18 protein-coding genes and 1 riboswitch are annotated in these 16,897 nt (G+C 58.0%); of the genes, 11 read left to right on the top strand and 7 right to left on the bottom strand.

The features are described 5' to 3' along the window. Positions 1–3: 3 nt before the first annotated feature. Positions 4–441, top strand: coding sequence for a 6,7-dimethyl-8-ribityllumazine synthase (locus tag ACEWZM_RS10480; RefSeq protein WP_414006374.1), 438 nt, complete (start codon positions 4–6; stop codon positions 439–441). An 8-nt stretch (positions 442–449) separates the two neighbouring features. On the opposite strand, the gene ACEWZM_RS10475 is transcribed toward ACEWZM_RS10480, so the two are convergent. From ACEWZM_RS10475 to thiB, 3 genes are read right to left on the bottom strand one after another with little or no spacing between them, the layout of a single operon-like run. Further along, the gene (locus ACEWZM_RS10475) at positions 450–1,142 is read right to left on the bottom strand and encodes a thiamine ABC transporter ATP-binding protein (RefSeq protein WP_414006373.1); all 693 of its coding nucleotides are present in this window, start codon (positions 1,140–1,142) and stop codon (positions 450–452) included. After that, positions 1,129–2,685: a thiamine/thiamine pyrophosphate ABC transporter permease ThiP gene (locus tag ACEWZM_RS10470; RefSeq protein ID WP_414006372.1), complete on the bottom strand. Its 1,557-nt coding sequence runs from the start codon at positions 2,683–2,685 to the stop codon at positions 1,129–1,131. Before ACEWZM_RS10470 ends, ACEWZM_RS10475 begins: the two co-directional genes overlap by 14 nt. Continuing rightward, a complete protein-coding gene (gene thiB / locus ACEWZM_RS10465; RefSeq protein WP_414006371.1) occupies positions 2,661–3,638 on the bottom strand; it encodes a thiamine ABC transporter substrate binding subunit in 978 nt (325 codons plus the stop codon). Before thiB ends, ACEWZM_RS10470 begins: the two co-directional genes overlap by 25 nt. Before the next feature lie 31 nt (positions 3,639–3,669). Further along, positions 3,670–3,762, bottom strand: a riboswitch (TPP riboswitch). A 292-nt stretch (positions 3,763–4,054) separates the two neighbouring features. On the opposite strand from thiB, the gene aroC reads away from it, so the two are divergent. After that, positions 4,055–5,161, top strand: coding sequence for a chorismate synthase (gene aroC / locus ACEWZM_RS10460; RefSeq protein ID WP_414006370.1), 1,107 nt, complete (start codon positions 4,055–4,057; stop codon positions 5,159–5,161). A 59-nt stretch (positions 5,162–5,220) separates the two neighbouring features. On the opposite strand, the gene ACEWZM_RS10455 is transcribed toward aroC, so the two are convergent. Next, positions 5,221–6,723: a malonate--CoA ligase gene (locus ACEWZM_RS10455; protein ID WP_414006369.1), complete on the bottom strand. Its 1,503-nt coding sequence runs from the start codon at positions 6,721–6,723 to the stop codon at positions 5,221–5,223. 115 nt (positions 6,724–6,838) lie between these two features. Between ACEWZM_RS10455 and ACEWZM_RS10450 the strand changes: the two genes are divergently transcribed. Beyond that, positions 6,839–7,774, top strand: coding sequence for a DMT family transporter (locus ACEWZM_RS10450; RefSeq protein WP_414006368.1), 936 nt, complete (start codon positions 6,839–6,841; stop codon positions 7,772–7,774). 3 nt (positions 7,775–7,777) lie between these two features. Here ACEWZM_RS10450 and ACEWZM_RS10445 read toward each other — a convergent pair whose 3' ends face one another. Next, positions 7,778–8,224 (bottom strand): MarR family winged helix-turn-helix transcriptional regulator, encoded by a 447-nt coding sequence (locus tag ACEWZM_RS10445; RefSeq protein ID WP_414006367.1) that lies wholly within the window; start codon positions 8,222–8,224, stop codon positions 7,778–7,780. A 119-nt stretch (positions 8,225–8,343) separates the two neighbouring features. Between ACEWZM_RS10445 and ACEWZM_RS10440 the strand changes: the two genes are divergently transcribed. After that, the gene (locus ACEWZM_RS10440; RefSeq protein ID WP_414006366.1) at positions 8,344–8,772 is read left to right on the top strand and encodes an organic hydroperoxide resistance protein; all 429 of its coding nucleotides are present in this window, start codon (positions 8,344–8,346) and stop codon (positions 8,770–8,772) included. Positions 8,773–8,901: 129 nt separating this feature from the next. On the opposite strand, the gene ACEWZM_RS10435 is transcribed toward ACEWZM_RS10440, so the two are convergent. Further along, positions 8,902–9,768, bottom strand: a complete 867-nt coding sequence (locus ACEWZM_RS10435; protein WP_414006365.1) for a branched-chain amino acid aminotransferase — start codon at positions 9,766–9,768, stop codon at positions 8,902–8,904. A gap of 159 nt (positions 9,769–9,927) precedes the next feature. On the opposite strand from ACEWZM_RS10435, the gene ACEWZM_RS10430 reads away from it, so the two are divergent. From ACEWZM_RS10430 to dxs, 6 genes are all read left to right on the top strand, one after another. Beyond that, complete coding sequence (locus ACEWZM_RS10430; protein ID WP_414006364.1) at positions 9,928–10,440, top strand: MarR family winged helix-turn-helix transcriptional regulator; 513 nt, start codon at positions 9,928–9,930, stop codon at positions 10,438–10,440. Continuing rightward, a complete protein-coding gene (locus ACEWZM_RS10425) occupies positions 10,437–11,138 on the top strand; it encodes a response regulator (RefSeq protein WP_414006363.1) in 702 nt (233 codons plus the stop codon). The genes ACEWZM_RS10430 and ACEWZM_RS10425 overlap by 4 nt, the downstream gene beginning before the upstream one ends. 127 nt (positions 11,139–11,265) lie before the next feature. Then, positions 11,266–12,192, top strand: a complete 927-nt coding sequence (locus tag ACEWZM_RS10420) for a histone deacetylase family protein (RefSeq protein ID WP_414006362.1) — start codon at positions 11,266–11,268, stop codon at positions 12,190–12,192. Then, on the top strand, positions 12,189–12,446 hold the full coding sequence (locus tag ACEWZM_RS10415) for an exodeoxyribonuclease VII small subunit (protein WP_414006361.1): 258 nt from the start codon (positions 12,189–12,191) through the stop codon (positions 12,444–12,446). Before ACEWZM_RS10420 ends, ACEWZM_RS10415 begins: the two co-directional genes overlap by 4 nt. Before the next feature lie 10 nt (positions 12,447–12,456). Then, positions 12,457–13,335 carry a polyprenyl synthetase family protein gene (locus ACEWZM_RS10410; protein WP_414006360.1) on the top strand — a complete coding sequence of 293 codons (879 nt, stop codon included), beginning with the start codon at positions 12,457–12,459 and terminating at the stop codon, positions 13,333–13,335. 48 nt (positions 13,336–13,383) lie between these two features. Further along, complete coding sequence (gene dxs / locus ACEWZM_RS10405; RefSeq protein ID WP_414006359.1) at positions 13,384–15,312, top strand: 1-deoxy-D-xylulose-5-phosphate synthase; 1,929 nt, start codon at positions 13,384–13,386, stop codon at positions 15,310–15,312. Here dxs and ACEWZM_RS10400 read toward each other — a convergent pair. Next, entirely contained in the window at positions 15,309–16,187 is an 879-nt protein-coding gene (locus ACEWZM_RS10400; RefSeq protein ID WP_414006358.1) for an SDR family oxidoreductase, read from the bottom strand. The genes dxs and ACEWZM_RS10400 overlap by 4 nt on opposite strands. A gap of 73 nt (positions 16,188–16,260) precedes the next feature. Here ACEWZM_RS10400 and ACEWZM_RS10395 point away from each other — a divergent pair, with 73 nt between their 5' ends. Beyond that, positions 16,261–16,896 (top strand): class I SAM-dependent DNA methyltransferase, encoded by a 636-nt coding sequence (locus tag ACEWZM_RS10395; protein WP_414008006.1) that lies wholly within the window; start codon positions 16,261–16,263, stop codon positions 16,894–16,896. Position 16,897 lies beyond the last annotated feature (1 nt).

Genomic DNA, 16,897 nt, shown 5'->3' with positions numbered 1-16,897 from the left:
ACAATGACACACACCCGCTTCGCCTTTATCAAGGCTCATTGGCATGCAGATATTGTTGATCGCGCGATGGAGGGCTTTCAGGAGCTGATCCCCGCAGAGCAGATTGATGTCTTCGATGTGCCCGGCGCCTTTGAAATGCCACTCCTCGCCAAAGACCTCGCCAAAACCGGCAACTATGCGGCCATCGCTTGCGCCGCCTTTGTTGTTGATGGCGGTATCTACCGCCATGATTTCGTGGCGCAGGCTGTTGTGGATGGCCTGATGCAGGCCGGTATGGAAACCGGTGTTCCTGTCCTATCGGTGTCGTTGACGCCGCACCATTATCAGGAAACTGATCACCACAACGCGATCTACCGTGCTCATTTTGTGGACAAAGGGCGCGAAGCGGCCAATGCCGCGCTGATGATCACAAAAACTCGGCAGGCTGCGCTCGCCAGCTAACGCCTGACCTATCCGAGATAGGCCTTCAGAGCCGGCGGCGGGTTGTCCAGCAACTGCGCCGTCGCCACTGGTGAATGAGCCACACCATCGGCCACCAAAACCACTTGATCTGCGATCCGGCGTGCATCAGCCGGATCGTGGCTGACCATCAATACCGTAGCCCCAGTCTCAGCGGCCAACTCCGCCACCAGATCCAGCATCTCGACCTTGAGCGCAGGTCCAAGTGCGGCAAAAGGCTCGTCGAGCAGCAAGAGATCACGCCCCTGAACCAATACACGACCCAGCGCCACCCGACTCTGCTGACCACCTGACAAAGCGGCCGGCTTGCGATCTTCCATACCCGCGAGACCAACCCGCGCAATCGCTGCCTGCACCTGCGCCTCCTCCTCTGACGACAGCCGCAGGTTCGGACGAATCCCCAGGCCGACATTCTGCGACACACTTAAGTGCGGAAACAGATTGCCGTCCTGAAATAGCATCGCGATGGGCCGGGATCCCGGCAAAACATGCGTTAGCCCCTGTCCCTGCCAGGACAACACACCTTCGGTGATAGCAACAAAACCGGCAATCGCCTCAATCAACGTCGTCTTGCCTGCACCAGAAGGGCCGATCACTGCCACCCGCTGCCCCGCGGCAACTGACAGATCTGCGCGCACAATAAAGCCGCCGTTGTCCAATTGGCAGTTTTCAAGTTTCAGCATAGCGGCGACCTCCCCGGTCGAATACGTAAAACGCCCCCATCGACAGGCACAATAGCAACAGCGCCCCGCCTGATGCGGCGTCCATCCGGTAAGCCCCCATCAGACGATAGACCTGCAACGGCAGCGTCGCGGTGTCACTATCGGCAAACAGCGCAATCACACCAAGATCGCCCATCGACAGCGCTGCGGCCAAGCCTGCGGCGAAACCAATCTGCGGACGCAACCGTGGTAGTAGTACCCGGCGGACAAACACCCAGCCTCGAATATCCAGCGAAAGCGATAGGCGACCATAGCGCCCAAGAATCTCACGCACACGCGGGATCAAAATACGCAGCGCAAAAGGCAACGACATCAACGCATTCACCAGCGCTGTAACCGGCAATGCCAATATAAACGGATCTGCGATGGGATAGATCACAATAAACAGCCCGGTTCCGATCACCAGCGGAGATACCGCTAGGCCCAACAAACCGGCGACTTCGACCAGCCCACCACGGCCAAGCGCAACGGCAACAGCCATTGGCAAAGCTATCCCCAGCAACACCAGCGTGCTGATGCCCGCAATCAGTGCTGAGGTACCGGCGGCAAGCCAAACCGAGGCCCCCATGGACAGGAGCCCCGGCAGCCCCTCGATCACGATTGCGCTCAACGGCAACAGCAGAAACAACGCCGCCGCAATCACGAAAACCGCATCCAGCCGCCGCGCCAATGTCCCTTGGCCGTCCCAGCGGCGCACAGGTCTATCCAGCCCAGCGCCAAACCCCTCGCCCGTGGCCACGCGCAGCGCCACAATCGCCGCCGCCCCGGTCAAAAGCAGTTGGATACCTGAAAGCAGAGCCGCTCGGCCAAGGTCAAAATCAAATCGAAACGCCTGATAAATCGCCAACTCAATGGTGGTCGCTCGTGGTCCGCCGCCCAATGTAAGTGCGACAGCAAAACTCGACAGACAGATCGCAAACACCACCGCCAATGCACCGGGCACCACCTGCCGCAACATCGGGGCTTCCAGCAGCCGCCACATGGCCAATGGACCCGCATTCAACTGCGCCGCCAGGCGGAACCGTTCAGCCGGAATTTCCTGCCACCCCTGTAATATCAATCTGGTCGCCAGCGGCAAATTGAAGAACACATGCGCCAGCACAACACCATGCAGCCCGTAGACCTGCAATGGTTCAAAGCCGAACAGCGCCAGCATATCGCTCAGCCAACCCGAGCGGCCAAAAACTGCAAGGATGCCAAGAATCGCGACAATTACCGGCAAGATAAACGGCGCACCCATCAAGGCAATCAGCACTCGTCGCCCAAAAAACCGGCGTCGCGCCAAGGCACGCGCCACCGGTATCGCAAGAATAACACTGACTAACGCCGACAGTACCGCCTGCGTAACCGTGAACCGGATCGCCGCCCAATCGGCAAAGCCGAGACCGCGTCCGACTTCGGCCCGAAACGCCACTGCAGCCAAAGCCCCAAGGATGAGCATCGCAACCAAGGTTGCGACACCCAAACCCCATCGGGATTTTAGCGGCTGAGCGCGGTCAGCCATTCGTCCAGCGCCACATCTCGCAGCGCCGCTGCTTCGTCTTCGCCAAATAGGAGGGATTTCTCTGGCGCAACCAGCGCTTCAAACCCCTCAGGCAGACCAGCTGCGGGGATCACGGCCGGATACATCCAGTTGGTCGTTGGAATAATCGACTGGAAGTCTTCACTGACCATGAAGGCGAGGAACTGATCTGCCAACTCGGGCTGATCGCTCCCGGCCAGCTTTCCGGCCACCTCAACCTGCATGTAGTGACCTTCGTCAAACACAGCAGCAGCCTTGCTGGCATCTTCTTCGGCAATCAGGTGATACGCTGGCGACGTGGTGTAGGACAGGACCATGTCGGCCTCTCCCTCAAGGAACAGACCATAGGCCTCTGACCAGCCTTTGGTCACGGTCAGCACATTGTCGGCCAACCCTTCCCAAACCTCAGGCGCCTTGTCGCCATAGGCAGCTTTCACCCACATCAGCAGCCCCAAACCGGGCGTAGAGGAACGTGGATCCTGAATCACGACCTTCAAATCGCTCTCTGCCAGTTCCATAAACGTCTTGGGTGCTGCCGCATCCGCATTGTGAACAAAGGCAAAATAGCCCCAATCGTAAGGCGCGAACGTTGCGTCTTCCCATTTGATGGGCAGTGCATAATCGGCGGTGACGCCGTGTTTGGCAAAAAGGCCAGTCGCCTTCGCGGCAGCGGTCAGGTTGGTATCCAGACCCAACACAACATCCGCGTCGGAACGCTCACCTTCCAGTTTGACCCGCGCCAACAAGGCCGCGCCATCGCCTGCGCCGACCAGCTTCAGGTCACAGTCACAGGTTGCTTCAAAGGCTTTTTCGACCGCTGGACCGGGGCCCCAGTCGGACACAAAGCTGTCATAGGTATAGACAATGAGTTCGGGCGTTTCGGCATAGGCTGCCGTTGCGCCCAGCAGTCCCGCTGCAAGTACAAGATGTTTCATGGCATCCTCCATTGCGGCGATGGGCAAGGGTGGAGTCATTCCATACCTTCCCTCCGCCGGTTCTAGCCGGTTCAGGTTCAACGGGTGTGATCTCAGCGTCGATGACGCACCCCGAGGTGGCGCGAACACTAGGGGCAAGACGACAGAAAGACAAGCGATAGCCAGTTTCAGCCTGCCCAAGCTATGACAGCTGTACTGACCAATTGTTTCGCACGCGAAACATTGGGAGAGACTGCCTGTCCTTTCTTTCCGATTAACGTCGGCGATATGTTCCCGCCGGAGACGCCCGTCGAAATACGCAAGGACTCGCGCATCGGACGGCGAGCGCCGCGAACGCTACTCACGCCATGCGACAGGAAACCGCTTGAGAGAGCCGCCCACCCTCGTTAAGCAATTCCACAAAGGAGACCGCATCCATGTCGATCAACAGTTTTGGCCATTTGTTCCGCGTCACTACCTGGGGTGAAAGCCACGGGCCTGCCCTTGGTGCCACTGTTGATGGCTGTCCGCCAAATGTCCCGGTCGAAGCCGAAATGCTGCAGCAGTGGCTCGACAAGCGTCGCCCCGGTCAGAACAAGAATATGACCCAACGCAACGAACCCGACGCGGTAAAAATCCTGTCAGGCGTGTTCGAAGGCAAATCAACCGGCACACCAATCCAACTGATGATTGAAAACACGGATCAGCGCTCCAAGGACTACGGCGACATCGCCCAAACGTTCCGCCCCGGTCACGCTGATATCACCTATTTCCAGAAATACGGCAATCGTGACTATCGTGGCGGCGGTCGTTCCTCGGCGCGTGAAACCGCGGCACGGGTCGCAGCGGGTGGCGTTGCACGTGAAGCAATCAAGACACTTGTGCCGGGCCTGGAGATCAAAGGCTACATGACCCGCATGGGCGACATGGAGATCGACCGCAGTCGGTTCGACTGGGAGGCCATCGATCTGAACGATTTCTGGATTCCGGATGCCGCCGCCGTTCAGGATTGGGAGACCTATCTGCAGGGGTTGCGCAAGGAACACGATTCTGTTGGCGCCGTGATTGAGGTTGTGGCGCGGGGTGTGCCCGCGGGCATTGGCGCCCCGATCTATGGCAAACTCGACACCGATCTGGCGGCCGCCATGATGTCGATCAACGCTGTAAAAGGCGTCGAGATTGGCGAGGGCATGAATGCCGCTGCTCTAAAAGGCTCGGAAAACGCCGATGAGATTTTCCTCGGCAATGATGGCGCACCGGTCTACTCGTCAAACCATTCAGGCGGCATTCTGGGCGGCATTTCCACGGGACAGGACGTCGTAGTGCGCTTTGCCGTCAAACCCACGTCATCAATCCTTACACCACGCCAATCGATCCGCAAGGATGGCAGCTCTGCTGAGGTCATCACCAAAGGCCGCCATGATCCCTGCGTTGGCATTCGCGCAGTCCCTGTGGCAGAGGCAATGATGGCCTGTGTGATCCTGGATCATCTGTTGCTGCACCGAGGTCAGATCGGTGAAAATCAGGGCCAGATCGGCAGCTGAACCCTTCACCTCTCACCCTGGAACGCTGATACCCGTGGGTGAGAGGTTTACGCAATGCGCTAGGAAAACAGCTCCGCGAATGTTTCGCGCAGTGCTTTTTTCTGCACCTTGCCCATAGTGTTACGCGGTAGCGCCGCCATCACCTCGATATGTTTCGGCTGTTTGAACTTGGCCAATTGGTCTGAAAGGGCGGTACTGACCGCCTCTGAACTGATATCGTGGCCGGTTGGGATCACGATGGCCACAACGGCTTCGCCAAAGTCGGGATGAGGCACACCGATCACGGCACTTTCAAGCACACCCGGCAGGTCGTCGATTAAGGATTCAACCTCCTTTGGGTAGACATTGAAACCGCCGGTGATCACCAGATCTTTTTCCCGTCCAACAATGGTGACGTAGCCCTTGTCGTCAATTTTTGCGAGATCACCGGTGATGAACCAACCGTCTGGGCGCAACTCTTCGGCTGTTTTCTCTGGCATCTGCCAATAGCCCTGAAACACATTTGGGCCACGTACCTCCAGCACACCAATCTCGCCCAATTGGACCGCCTGGTCGTCCTTCATAACCCGCGCCTCAACCCCCGGCAGGGGCTGACCGACCGTCCCCGCAATGCGGTCACCGTCATAGGGGTTGGAGCTGCTCATATTGGTTTCCGTCATCCCGTAGCGTTCAAGAATTCGATGCCCGGTGCGCTCCTCCCAGTTTTCGTGGGTTTCCACCAGCAGCGGCGCGGAGCCGGAAATGAACAGACGCATGTTCGCCGCCAATTCTGGTGTCAGGCGAGGATCTGCCAGCAATCTTGTGTAGAATGTTGGCACCCCCATCAACGCGGTAGAGGATGGCATCGCCGCAAGGATGGCTTCTGCATCAAACCCCGGCAGGAACACCACCTGCGCACCTGCAAGAAGGGCCACATTGGTCGCCACAAATAGACCATGGGTATGAAAAATCGGCAGCGCGTGGATCAACACGTCATCCGATGTGAACTGCCAATAGTCCCGTAGGGTTAGAGAATTCGAATACAGATTTTCATGGCTGAGCATCGCCCCTTTGGAGCGCCCGGTAGTACCCGAAGTATATAAGATAGCCGCGAGATCTGATGGATCCCGTGCCACGAGATCAAACCCGTGCTGTGTCGCCGCGAGATCTGCAAGACTGCCGTTGCCGTGACCATCCAGCGTCATCAGTGCGGCCTCACCGGCCACAGTTCGGAGGCGATCAACCCTTGCCGGATCGCACACAAACACGCGCGGTGTAGCATCGCCAATGAAGTAAGCAACCTCGGTATCTGTATAGGCGGGGTTCAGCGGTAAAAAGACGGCTCCCGCCATGACTGTTCCCAAATACAGCTCGATCGCGGTCAGTGATTTATCCACCTGCGCGGCAACCCGGTCTCCGGGCAGGACGCCACGTGAAACAAGACTCGCCGCCATACGCTCAGCCCCTGCAAAGAGATCAGCATAGCTGACAGTGCCCACGTCAGGACCCGTAGCAAATACAACCGCTTCCCTACCAATAGTTGCTGCGCGCAAATGATGGATTAGAGGATTTGCATCATACATTCGAAGGCTCCTAAAGGCGATGAGCGGTTTATTTTCAATTTAGGCCACCTTGGACAAAGCCGAGTAGTAAATTCAACCCGTTGCACTTTCCGACGCAGAAGCGCAGTGTCCGGCCATGGTGAAATCGTTAACATCGCATCAACCGGGACGCGCCATTGCATTAAAAGTGGCTGCTATCGCACTGTTCACCGGCCTATCGGCAATCATCAAGGCAACATCTGATGTGGTGCCCGCTGGCGAGGCAGTGTTTTTCCGGTCTTTTTTTGCCATTCCAGTGATTCTGGTCTGGCTGACGATGCGTGGAGAACTGCCACGGGGACTAAAAACCTCCCGTCCCGGCCGTCATTTCCTGCGCGGGATTTTGGGCACCACTGCGATGGGTATGACCTTCATGGGGCTTGGAATGTTGCCCCTGCCGGAGGTGACCGCAATTGGATATGCGACGCCGATCTTTACGCTGATTCTGGCGGCACTGCTGCTAGGAGAACGGATCCGGCTCATTCGGATCAGCGCCGTAGTCATTGGGTTGATTGGGGTTTTGGTGATGCTCTGGCCGCGATTGGGCAGCGGAGATCTGGGCGACGCCGCAACACTTGGTGCAATCCTGATCCTTGTCGCCACAATAGCACGCGGTTTGGTGCAGATTCACATTCGGCGCATGGTCATGACAGAGCATACTGCCGCAATCGTCTTCTATTTCTCGCTCACCGCGTCGATCCTGTCGCTCTGCACGATGCCCTTTGGCTGGGTCTGGCCCGATCCAACCACGCTTGCGCTTTTGATTAGTGCGGGTTTGGTGGGCGGCGTCGCACAAATCCTTGTCACATCGTCCTATCGTTTTGCGCCAGCGTCTATGTTGGCCCCATACGACTACTCGTCGATGCTATTTGCAATTGTACTAGGCTATATCTGGTTCAATGAACTGCCTACGCTCGTAATGCTGATAGGTGCCGTCTTGGTGATAGCGGGCAATGTGCTGGTGATCTGGCGTGAAAGCCGCCTGGGGTTGGAACGCGGGAAGGCACGAGCTGTCACGGATCCTAAAGGTTGAAGCCTAGACCCCACCCATCCGAACCCGGAGCGCATTAACCCGGTCGCGCAGGTCAAAGAGATCCTCAAGATCACTGCCCATCGCCTCGGCGACACAGGCCGAAACCTCTCCCGCTTGCGCGGCCCGGTCACGCCCATGATCGCTAAGCTGGACCAATCGGCTCCGATCGTCATCCGGATTGGGCACGCGCGACAGCAGGCCGACTGCCTCCATCCGTTTTAACAGCGGGGTCAGCGTATTGGTCTCAAGATCGAGCCGGTCACCCAACGCGCTGATCGTCTGCCCATCGGTCCGATAAAGGGATATCAGCACCAGATATTGCGGATACGTCAGCCCCAATGGCGCTAACAATGGACGGTAAAGTCGTGTCAGCGCGTGGTTTGCCGAATAGATCGCAAAGCACAAAAGATCCGGAGTGTCTGGTATGCCGTTGGTCAGTGTGTTTGTCATAATTGTAATTTAAATCGCGCGCGATGCATCTGCAAGCACTTGACCTTTGCTTCAGCATATCTATTTATATCGCGCACGACATAAATTTATCCAACAGTAATACATGGAAGGATCCCATCATGAGCGTTTCCCCTGTCTATACAGCCGCTGCAACCGCAACCGGTGGCCGCGACGGCAAAGCCAGCATCCACGGCAGCGATGTTAGCTTTGATCTGGATCCGCCCAAAGAAATGGGTGGCGGTGGCAATGGCAGCAACCCGGAACAGTTGTTCGCGGCGGGCTATGCGGCCTGCTATATTGGGGCAATGAAATTCGCGACCACGCAAGACGATAGCCTCGCCAAAGTGCCAAATGATGTCTCAGTCCACTCCGAGGTGGGCATCGGCCCACGCGACGAAGGCGGTTTTGGACTAACTGTGGCGCTGAAAGTCAGCCTGCCGGGTCTGTCCGCAGAAGATGCTCAGGCTGTGGCTGATGCTGGGCATAAAATCTGCCCATATTCCAACGCCGTGCGCGGCAATGTCACCGTGACCACCGACTTGGTCTGATTGACGAACTACTCTCGTAGCAAGCACCAGCCGAATGGCCCCTACCTGGGGGCTCATACAGAAAAAGCGCGGGGCATCTGCTCCGCGCTTTTGCATTTTAACAGCGATAGGCCGGATTTCATCCAGTGATCAGCTGCGCACCAGCTCTTCATAAGCTTTGGCAATCTCTTGAGTTATGTCGCCCACTTCAAAGCTATGCTCGCCAATCTGGCCAACTGGAGTCACCTCCGCTGCAGTGCCGGTCAGCCAGCACTGTTCGAACCCGTCCAGCTCTTCCGGCATGATGTGGCGTTCATGCACGGTGATCCCGCGATCATGCAGCATACCAATAACAGTCTGGCGCGTGATTCCGTTCAGGAAGCAATCAGGCTTGGGCGTGTGCACTTCGCCATCCTTCACAAAGAAGATATTGGCGCCGGTCGCCTCGGCCACGTAACCGCGGTAATCCATGAACAGCGCATCTGAGCAGCCCTTGGCCTCTGCCTTGTGCTTGGAGATGGTGCAGATCATGTAAAGACCCGCCGCCTTGGCATGAACCGGGATGGTTTCCGGGCTTGGGCGTTTCCATTCTGCAATGTCCAGCTTTGCACCCTGCATTTTGGCATCACCATAGTAGGCGCCCCAGCCCCAGACCGCGATCGCCATACGCACAGGATTCTTGGCAGAAGCGACACCCATATCTTCGCCCGAACCACGCCAGACCAGAGCACGCACATAGGCGTCCTGCAGACCGCTGGCTTTTAGGGTTTCTTCCTTAGCCGCCTCGATCTGATCCACAGTATAGGGCATTGGCATGTCCAATGCCTCAGCCGAGGCTACAAGGCGCTCAGAGTGCTGACGGCTTTTGAAGATTTTACCGTTGTATGCGCGCTCTCCCTCAAAGACGGAGGAGGCATAATGCATCGCATGGCTGAGGATATGGACCTTGGCGTCGCGCCAGTTGACCATTTCGCCATCCATCCAGATCAAACCGTCCCGATCATCATAACCCGCCATGGCGCACCTCCTATTGCATCGCCTTATTCTCGAAAGTTGCGCTATATATGGCCGTTTCGGACATAATATTGCGCTAAACCTGCGATTCGATACATCTTCAGACTTGGAATGTCAACAACGCTGACTTAAAATGACCTCAGCACAACAGGGGAGAGACCCATGGCTGAAGGGCGACCGGGGCAGGGATTTGGCGGCGAAAGCCTGCTGTTCCTGACAGATGAGCAGTTGCGGCAGGGCATCGAGGCGATGTTTTTTGCCTATCGCGGTTTTACCGCAGACCCGGATCGGATCCTGGCAGAAATGGCCTATGGGCGGGCGCATCACAGGGCCATTCACTTTATCAGTCGTGCACCGGGGACGACGGTAAACAACCTTCTGTCCATCCTGGGTGTGACGAAGCAGTCACTGAACCGCGTGCTGCGGGCGTTGATTGGCGATGGTCTGGTTGAAAGCCGCGTCGGGGTCACAGACAAGCGCGAGCGACACCTGTTCCTGACCGACAAGGGACACGCATTGGAAACCAGCCTTTCTGATGCCCAGCGCGCCAGAATGCGCACCGCCTATAAAGATGCCGGACCAGAAGCGGTTCAGGGCTTCAAGCGGGTGTTGGAAGCGATGATGGACGCCGATATGCGCCGCGCCTACGCCAAACTAAGGGAGACAGGCGCATGACCAGTTTTGATTCCCATCTGCTGATTGTCGATGACGATGAGCGCATCCGGGGCCTGCTGAAGAAGTTCCTGATGCGGGCCGGGTTTCTGGTCACAGCGGCGCGCGATGCCGCTCATGCGCGGCGTGTTCTGTCAGGTTTGGATTTCGATTTGATCGTGCTGGATGTGATGATGCCGGGAGAGGACGGGATCTCCCTTACCCGGTCGCTGCGTGAAACGCTGAGCACCCCCATTCTGTTGCTAACCGCCAAAGGCGAAACCGACGACAGGATCGAGGGGCTTGAGGCAGGGGCGGATGACTATCTGTCCAAACCGTTTGAACCCAAAGAGTTGTTGTTGCGGATTAACGCGATCCTGCGTCGAATGCCAGAACCAACGGCAAAGGACGCGGCCCCCAAAGTGCTGCATCTGGGGCCGATCCGTTATGACATCGAGCGTGGTGAAATGTGGCAGGGCGAAGAATTGATCCGCCTGACTGGCACTGAAAGCCAGCTGATGAAGATCTTTTCCGCCTGTCCGGGCGAGCCGGTGAGCCGTACCAAACTGGTGGAGGATCTCGGGCGCGATCGGGGACAGGCACAGGAACGCGCGGTGGATGTTCAGATCACCCGCCTACGCCGCAAAATTGAGCCGAACCCGAAACAACCACAATACCTGCAGACCGTGCGAGGCGCTGGCTATATGCTCGCACCAGATTAGGTCGTGAAAGAATAACGGCAGCGATCCAGTGCCTCGTCCAGCATCTATGCTTGCGCGGATGGGCGTTGAAACAGCATTTCAGGCGTAAACGGGCAGAGCCCACAACCAGAGAAATGAGTACACCAAGATGGCAACAGCATTGATGACGCACGCAGATTGCCTGTTGCATGTGACGCCGGATGGGCATCCCGAGCGAGTGGCGCGACTGGAACATGTATTGCATGCGCTGGACTCATTGGACCTGCGCCGTGTGACAGCGCCAATGGCCGCCGAAGACGACATCCTGCGCATTCACCCGGCAAGCTATCTCGCCGATCTGCGCCGGACATTGCCGCATGACGGATTTGGACGTCTTGACGGCGATACCTTCTTGTCGCCCGGATCGCTGGATGCCGCGTTTCGCGCAGCGGGGGCCGCCGTGCGAGCGGTTGATATGGTGCTGAGCGGCGATGTCCAGAACGCCTTTGCAGCAGTTCGTCCTCCGGGTCACCACGCCGAAACGGATACAGCCATGGGGTTCTGTCTGTTCGGGAATGCCGCGCTGGCGGCGAAACATGCGTTGGATCACCACGGGTTGGCGCGAGTGGCGGTGGTCGATTTTGACGTCCATCACGGCAATGGCACGCAGGATCTGCTGTGGGATGAGCCACGCGCTCTGTTCATTTCCAGCCAGCAAATGCCGTTGTGGCCCGGCTCCGGTCGCATAGAGGAAGACGGCGCCCATGGCCAGATCCTGAACCTGCCCCTGCCTCCCGGATCCGGAGGCACCCAGATGAAGGCCGCCTATGTCGATCAGGCCTTTCCTCGGCTACGGGAGTTCAAGCCGGAACTCATTATCGTCTCGGCCGGTTTTGATGCACATCAAGATGATCCGCTGGCAGAACTGCAGTGGAGCACAGAGGATTTCCGTTGGTTGACCCGTGAGCTGTGCGGGTTGGCAGAAGAGCTGTGCGCGGGTCGTATCGTCTCGACTTTGGAGGGTGGATATGATCTGAACGCGCTGGCCGCGGCGGCCAAAGCCCATGTGGAAGAATTGATAGAGGCAAGCACATGACCGACACACCCAATTCAGACACCCCCGTTGAAGAGCTGAGCTTTGAACAGGCGATGCACTCACTGGAAACCGTGGTTGATCAGTTGGAACGAGGCGATGTTGCGCTGGACGCCTCTATCGCGCTTTATGAACGCGGCGCGCAGCTGAAGAAGCGCTGCGAAGATGAGCTGAAGCGGGCCGAGGAAAAGGTCGCAGCGATTACGCTGGATGCCAGGGGCGCGCCGACCGGCACCGCACCGCTGGATGCCAACTGATCCGATGACAATGCCGTTAACGGAGAGCGGGCGCCCAATCAAACACGCCTTGCGCGCTGCCCAAAAAGAGATCGAAGCCCATGCTGATGCTACGTTGCCCAGCGAGGACGGGCTGCACGAGGCGATGCGCTATGCCCTCACGGGTGGCAAGATGCTGCGTGGGTTTCTGGTTCTGGAAAGCACTCGCCTGCATGGCATCAACCCCAATGCCGCACGCGAAGCAGCACTGGCGATTGAGTGTATCCATGCCTATTCGCTGGTTCATGATGATTTGCCATGCATGGACGACGATGACCTGCGCCGCGGTCAACCAACCGTGCACCGTAAATGGGATGAAGCCATGGCCGTGCTGGCGGGCGACGCCTTGCAGAGCTTTGCCTTTGAAAGATTGGCACGGGCCGAGGTCGGCCCAAACGCACTGATACTGATCCGTGACCTGGCGGTAGCAGCCGGTAAGGATGGTATGGTGCAGGGGCAAATGCTGGATATCGCGGCAGAAAGCGCCGAGCGGCCCTTGGGTCTGGATCAGATTACCCGACTACAAAACCGGAAGACCGGCTGCCTCATCGCTTGGTCGGCCACCGCCGGTGCAGTATTGGCAGGAGCGGATTCTGCGCCACTGCGACGCTATGCCGAGGCGCTGGGACTTGCTTTTCAGATCGCCGATGACATCTTGGATGTGGAAGGCGACCCCGCCAAAGTTGGCAAAGCCGTGCGCAAGGATGCAGCTGCTGGCAAGGCGACCTTTGTTTCGTTGCTGGGATTGGATGCAGCCAAGGATCGCGCCAGAGAGCTGGTAAATCACGCTTGCGACGCGCTGTCTTCCTACGGCGATGAGGCCGAAACCTTGAAGGACACCGCGCGCTTCGTTATTGCGCGCGATAGCTGAGCCGCGCACAAGCGCGCACCGCCAAAGCAAAACGCCCAAGGAGCTGCCATGTCAGACCGGCCCCACACACCTCTTTTGGATCAGATCGCACGCCCGTCCGATCTAAAATCCTTGAGCGATGCACAGTTGACGCAGGTTGCCCAGGAGCTGCGGCAGGAAACAATTTCAGCCGTATCCGTGACCGGTGGACATCTTGGGGCAGGACTGGGTGTTATCGAACTGACCACGGCTCTGCATGCGGTTTTTGACACCCCGCGCGACAAGATCATCTGGGATGTATCACACCAGTGCTATCCGCATAAAATCCTGACCGGGCGGCGTGATCGCATCCGTACCCTGCGTATGAAGGATGGTTTGAGCGGATTCACCAAACGCTCCGAATCGCCCTATGATCCATTTGGCGCGGCGCATAGTTCCACATCGATCAGCGCCGCGCTTGGCTTTGCCGTGGCGCGCGATCTGGGCGGAAATATACCCGAGGGCAATGGGGATGCAATTGCCGTGATTGGTGACGGTTCTATGTCGGCCGGCATGGCCTTTGAGGCGATGAACAACGCCGGCCACCTGGGCAAACGGCTGATTGTCATCCTGAACGACAATGAAATGTCGATTGCGCCGCCGGTTGGTGCGCTGTCGTCCTATCTGTCGCGACTTTATGCCGAGGAGCCGTTTCAGGAACTAAAGGCAGTGGCAAAGGGAGCGGCCTCGCTGCTGCCGGAACCTTTCCGTGAGGGGGCCAAACGCGCCAAGGACATGCTGAAGGGCTTGGCTGTCGGCGGCACACTCTTTGAATCCTTAGGCTTTTCTTATCTCGGACCGATTGATGGCCATGACATGGATCAGCTGCTGCCGGTACTTCGCACAGTGAAATCCCGTGCCACCGGCCCAATCCTGATCCATGTGCTGACGAAAAAGGGGAAAGGCTACGCCCCAGCCGAGCGCGCGCGTGACAAGGGCCATGCGACGGCCAAGTTTGACATGGTGACGGGTGAGCAGAAAAAAGCAGCCTCAAATGCGCCCTCCTATACATCAGTCTTTGGCAACGAACTCGTGCGTCTGGCGGCCCAGGATGACAAAATCTGCGCAGTGACAGCGGCGATGCCTGATGGCACCGGCCTGAATCTGATGGCAGAGCGGTATCCCTCGCGGTGCTTCGACGTCGGCATTGCCGAACAGCATGGCGTGACCTTTGCCGCCGCGCTGGCCGCTGGCGGGATGAAACCGTTCTGTGCCATGTATTCGACCTTCTTGCAGCGCGGCTATGATCAAGTGGTGCATGATGTGGCGATCCAGCGCCTGCCCGTGCGTTTTGCCATTGACCGCGCCGGTCTTGTAGGCGCGGATGGCGCGACCCATGCTGGTAGTTTTGATATTGCCTATATGGCCAATCTGCCCGGTATGGTGGTGATGGCCGCATCGGACGAGGCCGAGTTGGCGCATATGTTGGCAACAGCGGCGGCCCATGATGACGGGCCGATCGCGTTCCGCTATCCGCGCGGCGAGGGCGAAGGCGTCGATATGCCAGAGGTGCCGGAAGTGCTGGAAATTGGCAAGGGCCGCATGATCCAGGATGGTAAGCAGGTCGCTATGCTTTCCTTTGGCACCCGCTTGGGAGAGGTCCGCAAGGCGGCCGAAGCGCTTGCGGCCAAGGGCATCACACCGACAATCGCAGATGCGCGTTTCGCCAAACCTCTGGACCGCGAGATGATCCTGGATTTGGCTTCAAATCACGAGGCGCTGATCACCATAGAAGAAGGCGCTGTTGGTGGGTTTGGCTCTCATGTGGCGCAGCTGCTGGCGGAGGAAGGCGTCTTTGATAGTGGACTGAAATTCCGCTCTATGGTGCTGCCCGATACCTTCATTGATCAGGCAAACCCTGCGGATATGTATGCCACCGCTGCAATGAACGCCCCGCAGATCGAAGCCAAGGTTCTAGAGGTGCTGGGCGTTGCATCAATCGGAGAGAAGCGGGCTTAAACGCCCGTCGTCTCTTCCGGGGGAGTGAAAGTTTCGAGGTTTTCGGCGGCTCTAACGGCGCGTAAACCCTCGCGGTAGCTGGGATAGTGCAGCTGTACGCCCAGCTCATCCTTGATGCGGTGGTTCTCCACGCGTTTGTTTTCACCGTAGAAACTGCGTGCCATCGGGGTCATGCCTGCCTCATCAAAGGGAACTTCTGCCGGTACGGCCAGCCCGAGCAATTCAGCGGCAAAGCCCAATACGTCCTGCGGGGGTGCGGGATCATCATCACAGAGGTTATAGACCGCCCCCGGATTGGGCTGGTCGATTGATGCCGTCAGAACCTGTGTGATGTCGTCCACATGGATACGCGAAAACACCTGACCGGGTTTCACAATGCGCCGCGCCTTTCCGGCCATCAGCTTGGCAAACGGGCCGCGACCCGGGCCATAGATCCCTGCGAGACGAAAGATATGCAGTGGCAAATCCGGGATTGCTTGCCATGCCTGTTCCGCACCTGCGCGCCAGCGCCCGCGTTGGCTGGAGGGAGTAACCGGCGTGGTCTCATCCACCCAAGCGCCACCGTGATCACCGTAGACCGCTGTGGTGGAGAGATATCCAACCCACTGTAAATTGGGAGCGTCCGCTAGCATATCCGCCAAATCGACCAATACCGGATCGCCGCCCTCCGTGGGACCTACAGACGATAGGACATGGGTGACACCGTTCAGAGATATCGGGTTACCAGGCCAGGTGATCAGCTCGACACCGTCCAGCGGCGCGGCCTCATCCAGATTGCGTGTGGTCCCGATCACCCGCCAGCCATCGCGGATCAGGTCATGCGCCAACGCGCGAGCGGTGTAGCCAAAACCAAGACAGAGAAGCGTTTTTGTCATGCGCAATAGATGCGCGCGCGCTGTCAGCGGTGCAAGGGTTGATTCAAATGTCGAAACAGCATTTGCTATAGAGATGGCCCAAAAACCGATTAATCTGTCCGCTGCCTATGGCGTAGAGACACCGGAACAATCCCGTCAGCTCTATGCAGATTGGGCCGATACCTATGACAGCAGCTTTGCCGAAGATGCCGACTACATCCTGCCGGATCAGGTCGCCCGTATGTTCGTCGCGGCAGATGGGCATGGTCCTGTGCTGGATGTCGGAGCGGGGACCGGGCTTTGTGGTGTTGCGTTGAATCGACGGAATATCACCCCAATTGATGCGGCGGATATCAGCCCCGAAATGCTGGCTCAGGCCCTGCGCAAGGATGTCTATCGCGATGTCATCGAGGCAGACCTGACGATTGGCGTTCCGGTGCCGCGCGGAGTTTACGGTGGGGTAGTTTCGTCCGGCACTTTCACCCATGGGCACGTCGGCCCCGACGTCCTGCCGGGACTGTTGCGCATCGCTCAACCCGCAGCTGTATTTGCCCTGGCAGTGAATGCCCGATTTTCGGCGCAGTCCGGGTTTACGGCCGCTTTGGAACGCCTTCAGAATGGGGGTTGGATCCGGGGGCTGACATTGCCGGAGATTGCTATCTACGGGCCCAAAGCCACCGGCGCGCATAGCAAAGACACCGCGTTGATCGCGGTGTTTTCCAAGATTTAGA

The organism is Phaeobacter cretensis (assembly GCF_047372505.1).
Lineage (GTDB): Bacteria > Pseudomonadota > Alphaproteobacteria > Rhodobacterales > Rhodobacteraceae > Phaeobacter > Phaeobacter cretensis.
The sequence above is the reverse complement of the archived record's forward strand: the minus strand, read 5'-3'. Positions and strand labels throughout refer to the sequence as shown.

Coding starts and splice junctions, on each gene's coding strand:
- ACEWZM_RS10410 (WP_414006360.1), top strand. CDS start 12,457: ATGCCGTTAACGGAGAGCGGGCGCCCAATCAAACACGCCTTGCGCGCT.
- dxs (WP_414006359.1), top strand. CDS start 13,384: ATGTCAGACCGGCCCCACACACCTCTTTTGGATCAGATCGCACGCCCG.
- ACEWZM_RS10480 (WP_414006374.1), top strand. CDS start 4: ATGACACACACCCGCTTCGCCTTTATCAAGGCTCATTGGCATGCAGAT.
- ACEWZM_RS10420 (WP_414006362.1), top strand. CDS start 11,266: ATGGCAACAGCATTGATGACGCACGCAGATTGCCTGTTGCATGTGACG.
- ACEWZM_RS10425 (WP_414006363.1), top strand. CDS start 10,437: ATGACCAGTTTTGATTCCCATCTGCTGATTGTCGATGACGATGAGCGC.
- ACEWZM_RS10475 (WP_414006373.1), bottom strand. CDS start 1,142: ATGCTGAAACTTGAAAACTGCCAATTGGACAACGGCGGCTTTATTGTG.
- aroC (WP_414006370.1), top strand. CDS start 4,055: ATGTCGATCAACAGTTTTGGCCATTTGTTCCGCGTCACTACCTGGGGT.
- ACEWZM_RS10455 (WP_414006369.1), bottom strand. CDS start 6,723: ATGTATGATGCAAATCCTCTAATCCATCATTTGCGCGCAGCAACTATT.
- ACEWZM_RS10415 (WP_414006361.1), top strand. CDS start 12,189: ATGACCGACACACCCAATTCAGACACCCCCGTTGAAGAGCTGAGCTTT.
- ACEWZM_RS10430 (WP_414006364.1), top strand. CDS start 9,928: ATGGCTGAAGGGCGACCGGGGCAGGGATTTGGCGGCGAAAGCCTGCTG.
- ACEWZM_RS10400 (WP_414006358.1), bottom strand. CDS start 16,187: ATGACAAAAACGCTTCTCTGTCTTGGTTTTGGCTACACCGCTCGCGCG.
- ACEWZM_RS10470 (WP_414006372.1), bottom strand. CDS start 2,685: ATGGCTGACCGCGCTCAGCCGCTAAAATCCCGATGGGGTTTGGGTGTC.
- ACEWZM_RS10445 (WP_414006367.1), bottom strand. CDS start 8,224: ATGACAAACACACTGACCAACGGCATACCAGACACTCCGGATCTTTTG.
- ACEWZM_RS10435 (WP_414006365.1), bottom strand. CDS start 9,768: ATGGCGGGTTATGATGATCGGGACGGTTTGATCTGGATGGATGGCGAA.
- ACEWZM_RS10395 (WP_414008006.1), top strand. CDS start 16,261: ATGGCCCAAAAACCGATTAATCTGTCCGCTGCCTATGGCGTAGAGACA.
- ACEWZM_RS10450 (WP_414006368.1), top strand. CDS start 6,839: ATGGTGAAATCGTTAACATCGCATCAACCGGGACGCGCCATTGCATTA.
- thiB (WP_414006371.1), bottom strand. CDS start 3,638: ATGAAACATCTTGTACTTGCAGCGGGACTGCTGGGCGCAACGGCAGCC.
- ACEWZM_RS10440 (WP_414006366.1), top strand. CDS start 8,344: ATGAGCGTTTCCCCTGTCTATACAGCCGCTGCAACCGCAACCGGTGGC.